Here is a 3578-nt window from a genome sequence, read left to right as displayed (position 1 = left end):
CAAGGTCATCAAGCGCCGCGCCTACGGCTACCGCGACCAGGACTACTTCTTCCTCAAAATCCGCGCCGCATTCCCCGGTAATGCTCGATGAACCTCTTTTTTTGCCCCCGCGAATCCCCGCGGGTTCGGTTACGATTCCGCTTTCGCCTGACCGGAACCGCTTGCATGGATTGCCTGTTCGAAGCCCATGAACTGAAAACGGCCCACCTGGGCCCGCTGGAGCTGCAACTCCAGCCCGGCGAGCTGGTGCAGCTTACCGGTGCCTCGGGCTCCGGCAAGTCCCTGCTGCTGCGCGCGCTGGCGGACCTGGATCCGAATACCGGCGAGGTTCGCCTGGCCGGTGCCCCCCGCGACTTGATGACCCCGGTGCAGTGGCGCCGGCAGGTCGCCTATGTGCCGGCCGAGACCGCCTGGTGGAGCGAGCGCGTGGACGAGCACCTGCCCGCCGACTTCTCCCGCGAGACTGCGCTGCATTTGCTGGAGCAGGTCGCGCTCCCGGAAGAGTCCCTGCATTGGGAGGTCGAGCGCCTCTCCAGCGGCGAGAAGCAGCGCCTGGGGCTGCTGCGCGCGTTGCTGAACCAGCCGCGCGTCCTCCTGCTGGACGAGCCCACCGCCAACCTCGACCTGGAAAACACCAGGCGCCTCGAACGTGCGGTACGCACGTATCTGGCGGAGGAAGAGGCGGCGGCGCTGTGGGTCAGCCATGACACGCTGCAACGCCAGCGCCTGGGCGGGCGCATCCTGACCATCAGCAACGGCCAGCTGGAGGCCCCCGCATGGAGCTGATCTCGCTTTCCCCGTTCGACCTGACGCTCGCCGCGCTGCTGGTTGTGGCCCTGGCCGGGGTGACGGTCTGGGCCCGTATGGGACTGGGGCGCAGCCTGCTGATCGCCGGCGCGCGCACCGTGATCCAGCTGCTGCTGGTTGGGCTGATCCTGCAGACGCTGTTCGATCACGCCCAGCTCGGCTGGGTGGCGCTGATGGCGGTGGTCATGCTGGCGGTCGCCGGCTACGAGGTCATGGCGCGCCAGCAGCGCCGTTTTGCCGGGCTGTGGGGCTACGGCATCGGCACGGTCACCATGTTCATCTCGGCGTTTGCCGTCACGGTGCTGGCACTGACTACGATGGTGGGGCCAACCCCCTGGTGGGAGCCGCAGTACGCGATCCCGCTGCTGGGCATGCTGCTCGGCAACACCATGACCGGCATTGCGCTGGGGCTGGACCGCCTGACGCAGACGGTCTGGCGCGAGCGCCGCACCATCGAAGGGCGCCTGGCGATGGGGGCCTCCTGGAGCGAGGCCGTCACGACCATGCGGCGCGAGGCCGCGCGCTCCGGCCTGATGCCGACCATCAACGCCATGGCCGCGGCTGGCATCGTCAGCCTGCCGGGCATGATGACCGGCCAGATCCTCGCTGGTGCCCCGCCGGTGGAGGCGGTCAAATACCAGATTCTGATCATGTTCCTGATCACGGCCGGGACCGGCTTCGGTACCCTGGGCGCGGTCTGGTTCGCCTCCCGCCGCCTGTTCGACACCCGTGAACGCCTGCGCCTCGATCGCCTCAAGGCCGGCCGCCACGTATAGCCCTCGTCCACGGTGCATTTCGCCTTCGCTCAATCACCCTACGGCACCCGGCGGAGCCTTCGCAGGATGCGCTGAGCGCAGCGAACCGCATCATCTGGTGTCCGTTTCGGGATGCCTGGTCTACGGCTCGCGTTTCAGATCTCGATAGAAATTCTCGTGCGTGCCCAACAGGAGCAAGTATCGGGTAGCGGGATCGTACTCATAGGCGAGCAGCATCAGTTGCCCGCGTGACTTGAACTTGTACACCATGACCCCCGCCAGATCCCCTTTCTTGCTGGTGCCGATCTCGGGGTCGCGGATGATATCCGCCACTGCATTGTCCACGTCGGCCTTCTGGTCGGGATGCAGGCGCTTGTAAGCGCGTCGGAAGCGGGTGCTTTGCAGCACCTCCACGTCCGCGGCCATCAGTCGCGCTGACCCTCGGGCATGAACGGGGTCGCAAGCTCCCGGCCCTCGGCGCGAGCGACCAGCAGTTCACAAATGAAGTCGATGGGCAGGTCGGGGTTATCCATGGCGGTACGCCCCACCTCGGCCCAGAATTCGATCTGGCCGGCGATGGTCCGGTGCTCGGCTTTCGCCTGGGCGCGCGCCTGCTGGTAGAGCGTTTCATCAATGCGGACGGGCAAACTCATGGCCTGCTCCTTTTGCTACAAATGTAGCAATGGTAGCGCGCCCCTGAATTGCCAGCAACATAACGCCCGGGTCGGTGCATTCCGCATACGCTCCATGCATCCTGCGAGGTTCGGTGGTGCCCTCGTAGGAGGCGCTGAGCGCAGCGAACCGCATCAAGCCGCGGCCGTCGGAAGCCCCTGCGTTGGGAGGGTGCCGAAGCCGCCGCCCGCTTCAGGCGAACAGCTTGCGGCGGAAGAACTCCGGGGTGGCGCCGGCGGCACGGTGGATCGCGGCGTTGTAGTAGTGCGTGACAAAAGGCAGCTCCTCGGCCGCCTCTTCGCGCAGGAACGACACCGGGGCGTCCTTCGCGGCGATGGTGCAGGTCCACCAGCCGGAGGGGTAGGTGGCCTGCGGGAAGTGCAGGGTCAGGGCGTCGATGAAATTCGCCGCGCGCAGGCTGTCGTGCATCGGGCGGATGATGCTGTCGGTGTGCAGTAGTGGCGATTCGCTTTGCTGGACCAGCAGGCCATCCGGACCCAGGGCCTTCACGCAGTCCTTGTAGAAGGCGGTGGAGAACAGGCCCTCGGCGGGGCCGACCGGGTCGGTGGAGTCGACGATGATCACGTCGATCGAACCGGGGGTCGCATCCTTGAGGTACTGCACGCCGTCAGCGAACAGCAGTTCGGCGCGCGGGTCGTCGTTGGCGTCGCACAGCTCCGGGAAGTACTGCTCGGATAGCTGGGTGACGCGCTCGTCGATGTCCACCTGCACGGCACGCTCGACTTCGTCGTGCTTGAGCACCTCGCGCAGGGTGCCGCAGTCGCCGCCGCCGATGATCACCACGTTCTTCGGGGCGTTGTGCGAGTACAGCACCGGGTGCGACATCATCTCGTGGTAGATGAAGTTGTCGCGTCCGGTGAGCATCACGCAGTCGTCGATTACCATCAGGTTGCCGAAGGCCTCGGTCTCGTAGATCTCGATCGTCTGGTACGGGGTCTGTTCTTCATGCAGCTTCTGTTTGATGCGAAGCGACAGGGCCATGTCTTCGTGCGGCTCGCTGAACCAGTTGTTGTCGAGTGCCATTGGGCGGCTCCCCTTGCCGGTGCGGTGGACGGTATGATGCGCCGCTATGATAGTGCCCTGTATCCTGCGGGCAACTCTGAACCTCCCCGTCATTGCGAGGAGCGAAGCGACGCTGCAATCGCCTTTCATGTCCACCGGAACGCCCAGGGCAGGCAGCGCAATCAAACGCACTGCCCTCGTTCAGGAGATTGCTTCGTCGCCTGCGGCTCCTCAATGGAATGGACGCCCCCGCCCTATTACGGCATCGCGATGTGCCAGAGTGGGGGTGTGAACTCTCACTCGAAGCGACGGAGGCGTCCA

The 3578-nt window shown here is 65.6% G+C and carries 5 protein-coding genes; 2 read left to right on the top strand and 3 right to left on the bottom strand.

All coding sequences use genetic code 11. The features are described from left to right. Positions 1-165 precede the first annotated feature (165 nt). On the top strand, positions 166-786 hold the full coding sequence (locus F813_RS0113430; protein WP_017926944.1) for an ATP-binding cassette domain-containing protein: 621 nt from the start codon (positions 166-168) through the stop codon (positions 784-786). After that, the gene (gene fetB, locus F813_RS0113425; protein WP_017926943.1) at positions 777-1583 is read left to right on the top strand and encodes an iron export ABC transporter permease subunit FetB; all 807 of its coding nucleotides are present in this window, start codon (positions 777-779) and stop codon (positions 1581-1583) included. The genes F813_RS0113430 and fetB overlap by 10 nt, the downstream gene beginning before the upstream one ends. 120 nt (positions 1584-1703) lie before the next feature. Here fetB and F813_RS0113420 read toward each other — a convergent pair whose 3' ends face one another. The 3 genes from F813_RS0113420 to speE form a co-directional block, all read right to left on the bottom strand. Further along, positions 1704-1988, bottom strand: a complete 285-nt coding sequence (locus F813_RS0113420; protein ID WP_017926942.1) for a type II toxin-antitoxin system RelE/ParE family toxin — start codon at positions 1986-1988, stop codon at positions 1704-1706. Next, positions 1988-2215 carry a ParD-like family protein gene (locus tag F813_RS0113415; RefSeq protein WP_017926941.1) on the bottom strand — a complete coding sequence of 76 codons (228 nt, stop codon included), beginning with the start codon at positions 2213-2215 and terminating at the stop codon, positions 1988-1990. Before F813_RS0113415 ends, F813_RS0113420 begins: the two co-directional genes overlap by 1 nt. Before the next feature lie 211 nt (positions 2216-2426). Next, positions 2427-3278 carry a polyamine aminopropyltransferase gene (speE, locus tag F813_RS0113410; protein ID WP_017926940.1) on the bottom strand — a complete coding sequence of 284 codons (852 nt, stop codon included), beginning with the start codon at positions 3276-3278 and terminating at the stop codon, positions 2427-2429. Positions 3279-3578 lie beyond the last annotated feature (300 nt).

It is taken from the genome of Thioalkalivibrio sp. HL-Eb18, assembly GCF_000364985.1.
In the GTDB taxonomy this organism is placed as follows: domain Bacteria; phylum Pseudomonadota; class Gammaproteobacteria; order Ectothiorhodospirales; family Ectothiorhodospiraceae; genus Thioalkalivibrio.
This window is presented reverse-complemented; position numbering and strand designations above follow the sequence as displayed.

Coding starts and splice junctions, on each gene's coding strand:
- F813_RS0113430 (WP_017926944.1), top strand. CDS start 166: ATGGATTGCCTGTTCGAAGCCCATGAACTGAAAACGGCCCACCTGGGC.
- fetB (WP_017926943.1), top strand. CDS start 777: ATGGAGCTGATCTCGCTTTCCCCGTTCGACCTGACGCTCGCCGCGCTG.
- F813_RS0113420 (WP_017926942.1), bottom strand. CDS start 1,988: ATGGCCGCGGACGTGGAGGTGCTGCAAAGCACCCGCTTCCGACGCGCT.
- F813_RS0113415 (WP_017926941.1), bottom strand. CDS start 2,215: ATGAGTTTGCCCGTCCGCATTGATGAAACGCTCTACCAGCAGGCGCGC.
- speE (WP_017926940.1), bottom strand. CDS start 3,278: ATGGCACTCGACAACAACTGGTTCAGCGAGCCGCACGAAGACATGGCC.